General features: G+C 49.9%; 4 protein-coding genes. 1 reads left to right on the top strand and 3 read right to left on the bottom strand.

Annotation, left to right across the window (positions count from 1 at the left end; genetic code table 11):
- Nucleotides 1-1,417 (top strand): S41 family peptidase (locus VIM87_RS23555; protein WP_331999379.1); only part of this gene is annotated, 1,417 nt, incomplete at its 5' end.
- Nucleotides 1,418-1,609: 192 nt separating this feature from the next.
- Here VIM87_RS23555 and VIM87_RS23550 read toward each other — a convergent pair.
- The 3 genes from VIM87_RS23550 to VIM87_RS23540 form a co-directional block, all read right to left on the bottom strand.
- Nucleotides 1,610-2,548: a M28 family peptidase gene (locus VIM87_RS23550; protein WP_331999378.1), complete on the bottom strand. Its 939-nt coding sequence runs from the start codon at nucleotides 2,546-2,548 to the stop codon at nucleotides 1,610-1,612.
- Nucleotides 2,549-2,666: 118 nt separating this feature from the next.
- Nucleotides 2,667-4,802: a ferrous iron transport protein B gene (gene feoB / locus VIM87_RS23545; protein WP_331999377.1), complete on the bottom strand. Its 2,136-nt coding sequence runs from the start codon at nucleotides 4,800-4,802 to the stop codon at nucleotides 2,667-2,669.
- 169 nt (nucleotides 4,803-4,971) lie between these two features.
- Nucleotides 4,972-6,789, bottom strand: coding sequence for a PspC domain-containing protein (locus VIM87_RS23540; RefSeq protein WP_331999376.1), 1,818 nt, complete (start codon nucleotides 6,787-6,789; stop codon nucleotides 4,972-4,974).
- Nucleotides 6,790-6,837: the final 48 nt, after the last annotated feature.

The raw sequence follows: 6,837 nt of genomic DNA, 5'->3' as shown, positions 1-6,837 counted from the left end.
CTTATTGAATGCCTGTAAAAAAGATCACGGAACTCCTGTTACGCCCATTACAGACACTACCGGCACCGGTAGTAATATTGCCACGGTAAAAGATTCCATGTACTTCATTTTCAAGGACGAATATCTTTGGAATGATGTGATACCGGATTCTGCCACCTTTAAACCTAATAGCTACTCCAACCTGGATAAGCTGTTTGATGCCCTTATTTCCTATAAAAAGAATGCGGCCGGCAAAAACATGGATAAGTACGGTTTCCTGGATAATGGAGCTGTGGCCGGAGAGATCAACGAAGGCATTGCCGGCGATTTCGGGCTGGACTTAGGTTATAATGACGTAAGCGACCTTCGCGTGATCTATGTGTACCCAGGCTCCCCTGCTTATCAGCAGGGCATTCGCCGCACCTGGCAAATAACCGCGGTTAATGGCAACACCGATATGGAATCCACAGATGCCAACATAACACGTATTAGTAATGCCATCTACTACAGTAACAGTGTAACGCTTACCCTTAAAAAGCCGGATGCTACCTCGGTTACCGTTACCCTTAATGTGGCTAACTACAGCATTAACCCGGTGCTGTATAGCAGCGTGCTGAATGTAGGCGGAAAACGGGTGGGTTACCTGGTATTCAACCAGTTCATTTCCCTGGATAAAACCCAAACCCAGCTGGATGCTGCGTTTGATAACTTTGTTACCAACAATGTAACCGACCTGGTAATAGATCTCCGCTACAATGGCGGCGGCTCTGTGGAAACGGCCGAATACCTGGCCAACCTCATTGCGCCCACTTCCGTTGGTACCGGTAATACCTCGCTGATGTACAAGGAGTATTACAACACTAACCTTACTAACCATCAGTATAGCAATTACCTGAAAACTAAAAAGGTGCCCGGCGCCAATTATTCCTGGGGCGATGTGTTTGACGATTGGGTGAGCAACCCCTCCTTCTATTTCTCCAAGAAGAAAAGCGTAAATGTTCCTAATGTGGTGTTCATTGGTACCGGTTCCACTGCATCGGCCAGCGAGCTTACCATGAATGTGCTGAAACCATACATGAATGTGAAATTGGTGGGCGATACTACTTACGGCAAACCGGTTGGTTTTGTAGGCATTACCATTGGCGGTAAGGATATGTATGCTGTATCCATCTGGTCAAAGAACGCCCAGAACCAGGGGGATTATTTCGACGGATTTTTCCCGGATGGCGGCACCGCTACCTATGAGGATTTTTCCATTGACTGGGGCAGCACCAGCGAGCTGCTGCTGCGCAAGGCGCTTATTACCCTGGGTGTGCCGGAAAGCGCGCTGGGCCGCACCAAAGCGTCTACAGAAGGCCTGCGCACGTTCCGCGAAAATGTGCATATGCCCGAGCATAAGTTCAAGGGCATGATTGAAACCCGGCGCAGGTTCAAATAGTTTTCGAAAACCTTATGTATATACAAAGGGCCAACCGATCGGTTGGCCCTTTGCATTTTTATTGTGGTTTGATTGCTGCGCAATTGGTATGCTTCCCTCCTAAAACCCCTCTTTTTCCCTACTGACATTGCTGCGCAACTCTACCCCCCTACATAAAACCCTACATCTTTTTACGTGTGCCATCCACACATATTAATAAATCACCTTAGACCGCGCCCTATTCCCAGTTAGCTCAGCATCCGCTGCGCTCAGCACCATCCTTATGGTTTGCACCGCCCGGTAATAGAACGATGGATCAATATGCTCAAATTCATCTCCCACGCGGTGGTAGTCCGCATGATCCTCTACCCCAAAGTACAGGAAGGGAATGCCCTTTCTATGGAACTCGTAATGGTCGCTTTGTTTGGTCCAGTCCTGGGCGCCGTCTTCCGGCCGGTCATGGCCGGTTAGCAGCTTAATGGCGCTGCTGTCGGCTGCCCGGGTCACCAGCTTCTTCAGGTCGGGGTTCTGGTAGGTGCCGCAGGCATACAGCTCCTGTTTTTCATTGCGGCTTACCATATCCATATTCAGGTTCATATGCACATTGGTGGCCGGCACCGGTAGCTGCAGCACAAAGGCTTTGGCGCCCTGCAGGCCTTCCTCCTCCCCGTCCAGCGCGGCAAATACCAAAGTATGCTGCGGTGGGTGCTGCTGGTAATACTTAATGAGCGATAGCAGTGCGGCGCTGCCGGAGGCATTATCATCGGCCCCGTTAAAAATGCTGTCTGCACCATTAGCCTGGCGGCTAATGCCCAGGTGATCATAATGCGCCGTAACAATGATCACGTTATCTGTTTTGCCGGGAATATAGCCGTACAGGTTAGTACCCATGATCTTCTTATCCCCCTGGGTAAAATAAAACGGGTATTCGTAGGTGCCATGAAAAGGCTGCAGGCCGGCCTGTTTAAAACGGTCCATAATATAAAACTGCGCCAGGCGGTTGCCTTTGGTGCCGGTTTTACGGCCCTCAAACTTATCCGCGCTCAGCGTGCGTATGTCTTTCATTAATTGCAGGGAATCAATAGCCGGCCGTTGTGCCAGCGCCCCTAATACGGGCAACAGTGCAATGGTAACAAGCAGGAACTTTTTCATACGTGCAAGATACTTAATTACGCTAAACGCGGAATGCAGCATGCTTAACGCCAATGCAATGCATGCCTCAACGGAATCGCTGCGATCAGCATTCTGCATTAAGCATTCAGCGTTTAGCCTACTTCAGTATCTGGTAAGCTATAAAACTGCAGATGTACGCCAGCGCCGTCATATACACCAGCTGTATGGCCGGCATTTTCCAGGATTTGGTTTCCCTTTTTACAATGGCCAGGGTGCTCATACACTGCATGGCAAAGGCATAGAAAAGCATCAGGGAAAAACCGGTAGCCATGGTGTATACCGGGCTGCCATCGGCCCGTACGGCAGCATGCATTTTTTCGCGGAGGGTGGCATCATTATCTTCCGGGCTTTCGCCTACGCTGTACAGGGTAGCCATGGTGCCTACAAATACTTCGCGGGCAGCAAAAGAGGTAATAAGCGCAATGCCTATTTTCCAGTCAAAACCCAGGGGGCGTATGGCCGGTTCTATGGCATGACCCAGTATGCCGGCATAGGAATTGGCCAGCTTTTCCGACTGGTAGGCTTTATCCAGCGCCTCTTTATCATTGGGGTTAGCGGCCATTAGTTTCTCGTACCTGTCATGTACCGGCTGCATTTTGCTGCTTGGTCCATAAGAGGCCAGGAACCAGAGTATCACAGAGATCACCATGATCACTTTACCGGCATCTGTAATAAATATGCGGGCTTTTTCCAGCATGGTGGTACCTACATTCTTCCAGCGGGGCGCCCGGTATACGGGAAGCTCCATAATAAAGTAGCTCTTTTCCTTAATGGCCACAAACCATTTCATGATAGCGGCTATTGCCAGGGCCATAAAAAAGCCCAGCAGGTAAAGGCCCATCATTACTAAGCCCTGCAGGCTTAAAATGCCCAGCACCTTACGGTCGGGTACCACCAGCGCAATCATAACAGTATAAATGGGCAGGCGTGCGGAGCAGCTCATTAAAGGGGTTACCAGGATGGTGATCAAACGCTCTTTCCGGTTCTCAATACTACGGGTAGCCATAATAGCCGGCACGGCGCAGGCTACGCCGCTGATCAGGGGCATTACAGATTTACCGTTCAGCCCCACCTGCCGCATCAGGCGGTCGGTTAAAAAGCTGATGCGGGCCATGTAGCCCGTATCTTCCAGCAGGGTTATTAACCCGAACAGGATCATGATCTGGGGTATAAAAACGGCTATGCCGCTAACACCGGCCACCACGCCATTGATCAGCAGGTCGCTGAACTGGTTGTCGGGCAGTATGCCGGAAAGGCTGCCGCCTAACCAGCCAAAGGCCGCCTCTATGCCGTCCATAGGGTAAGAGGCCAGCCAGAATATGCTCTGGAAAAGAAAGAACAGCACTACCAGTAATATCACATAGCCCCAGAAACGGTGCAGCAGTATATCATCCAGCTTTTCGGTTTGCAGCTGTTTCTGCAAAGGGTCGGCCTCCACTACGGAGGATTTCATAATATGCTTTATGCGGCCGTAACGCTGCATAATTTCTTCGGCCTGCACCTTGGTTTTATTAAACTTGTGGGTTTGCAGCGCATTTTTAATGGCCAGCTTTTGCCCGCCATTCAGGAAGTGCAGCTCATCGCTGTTCACTGCTATGTGCAGGGCGGCATAGTCGCTGCGCACCTGTACGTATTTTTTAACCTCGTCCACCACTTCAGGCGCCATAATATGGCTGTCCACAAAATCGCGCACCGGCACGGGGAAATGCTCCCTGGCCAGCAGGTCTATATTCTTCTTGAGTTCAGGAATACCTTTATTCTTACGGGGGTTAATGGCCAGCACCGGCACGCCCAGCTCACGTTCCAGCCCGTTCAGGTCTATTTCCACGCCTTTCTTGCGGGCAATATCCATCATGGTAAGGGCTATAATAACCGGGATCTTGAGGTCTATGATCTGGGAGCAAAAGAGCAGGTTGCGTTTCAGGTTGGAGGCGTCGGCAATAATAAGGATCATGTCAGGCCGGTCTGTACCCGCAGGGTTCACCAGCACATCATAGGTTACAAATTCATCGGCGCTTTTAGGATACAGGCTGTAGGTACCGGGCAGGTCTATAATGTTGGCATGCAAAGCATTGGATATGCTGCTGCTGCCGGTTTTCTTATCAACCGTAACCCCTGGAAAATTACTGACCTTCTGATTTAAACCCGTTAATGCATTAAAGAGTGAGCTTTTCCCGCTATTCGGATTTCCTACCAGCGCAATATTGATTGCTGCGTTTTTCGTTGCCTGCATTCCTTATCCTTGTCATCGAAGTTTCAAAGATGCAAAGCTAAATATTTAAAAGCGAGGGTAATGATCGAATCCGGAAAAAAAGGCAGTATAAACGAAAGAAACCACGGTGGATACCGTGGTTTTCATTTCTTCTCGTTAACTATTGAACTTATTGTGATGAATGAAAAACTTATTTCAGCATGTTATAAACGCTGTAAATGATCAGGGAAGCGCTTTCCACCGCCGGTACCTCCATGCCTGCATTTATGCTGGCAGCGGTAGGGGTAACCGTCTTTTCCTTTGTTTTCTCTTCTTTCTGATCATTTTCCTGGTTATCCTGCTTTTCTTCCGGTGAGTGATAACGGTAGTTATCCTGCAGGGAATCTTCTCCTCTTCTTTCTTCATGACGGCGGGGTTTCTTCTCAATATGAATGTTATCCAGGCCGTCTATGGTCATTTTCAGCTCAACCGGTCCATCATGGTCGCGGTCCCAATCGTCCCAGTCATCCCACCAGTCATTATCATTCCATCCGTGTATAAAGTGGTAGTGATGGTAAGCATCCTTTTCCACCTCAATATCCTTACCTACGGGTACTTTTACCACTACGGTGATACGCTGTTCCCGGAAGTGGGAGTTACGTGGTATGCTGATGCCGGCGGGCAGGTACAGGATAGAATCCTGCTGGTTCATCTGGAACTGTATTTCGCGGGCCAGGGCTTTTGCCTGGGAAACGGTTCTGCCGCGGGAGCTGCGGAGCACTTCCACCTGGAAGCTGTCCGTAATGCTCTTTTCAATCTTCACACGTATATTGTCAATGATGGCGGTATCATCGGTTACCCGCAGGCCGCCTTCAAAAAAGTCCACATCATCCATCTCCACCAGGTCATCCGTCTTTTTGATGATCAGCTTTCCCTTGCTGGGCTGTACCAGGGGGTAAGTTTCCTTTTCCCGGAAGCTGGTGCGGAAATCCTTTACAATAGATACTATCAGCCAGGTGCCGCACAGCAGGCCAACCACCCACAGGAAGCTTAAGGTATACCCTACGTACCGGTTCGTTTGTTTTACGCCGGTAAGCTTACGGGTCAGGAATATAATAAGACCTACTACGGGAATGCCTATCAGCAGGATCACCGCCGGCCAGAAGAGCATGTTCTGGAGGCTGGATGAAAGTAACAGGCTTTTAAGCGGGAAGAGGGCCGCGGAGGAAGCAGCGATAGCAATACCGGCTATTATAAGGCTAAACAGTATTACCACTGCCAGGAAGTAAAAGAACCCTTTGGTTACAAACAACAGCACTTTCCCCAGACCGGTAAAGAAATTGCGGAAGATCCGCTCAATATCGTTACCAACCTGCCTTCCGCGGCCCTGCGAAAAATTTTTGATGTCGTTGCCAACATTTTTGAACTGGCCTTTCATGGCGTTGATCTCATCCTGCACGGTAGCACGGATGTTGTTCACATCCACCCGCTCGCCGCGCATTTCCAGCTTTTCAGCCGCGGTATTGGCTTCCGGGGTAGCTATCCATAATATGAAGTATACCAGTATACCGCTGCCAAAGCCGCCAATAGCCAGCAGGGCAAAGATGATGCGGAATACCACGGGGTCTACGTTCAGGTAAGCACCCAGGCCGCTACACACGCCGCCCAGTACTTTATTATCCGGATCGCGGTACAGGCGCTTACGCGGGCGGATGTTGGGGATGGCCTGCTCTGCAGCGCCGGCTTGGGCGCTTTCTTTGGCCGCATCTTCCTCAAACTGTTCCGGCGTACCCATGGAGGCTTTGATAGCTTCCACGTCCTCATCGGTGATGCAATGAGCGCCTTTTTTCAGCTTGTCCTGGAATAATTCCGCTATCCGGCTTTCAATGTCGCTGACAATCTCGTCGGCCCCTTCCTCCCTGGCAAAATAGCGCTTCAGGCTATCCAGGTACCGCCTCAATATCTCATAGGCGCTATCCTCTATGGGTATTAATCGGCTGGCGAGGTTTATGTTAATAATCTTTTTCATCTTTACAGTTTTGATTTTCAACAGCGGGAACTGTTTTTCAGATTTTAG

It is taken from the genome of Chitinophaga sp., from assembly GCF_036569125.1.
Taxonomy (GTDB): Bacteria; Bacteroidota; Bacteroidia; order Chitinophagales; family Chitinophagaceae; genus Chitinophaga.
Note: the sequence above shows the minus strand (reverse complement) of the source record. Positions and strands in the feature narration are given on the sequence as shown.

Bases quoted from the DNA above. Each gene is read 5' to 3' on its own strand.
- VIM87_RS23550 (WP_331999378.1), bottom strand. From the start codon at position 2,548: ATGAAAAAGTTCCTGCTTGTTACCATTGCACTGTTGCCCGTATTAGGG.
- feoB (WP_331999377.1), bottom strand. From the start codon at position 4,802: ATGCAGGCAACGAAAAACGCAGCAATCAATATTGCGCTGGTAGGAAAT.
- VIM87_RS23540 (WP_331999376.1), bottom strand. From the start codon at position 6,789: ATGAAAAAGATTATTAACATAAACCTCGCCAGCCGATTAATACCCATA.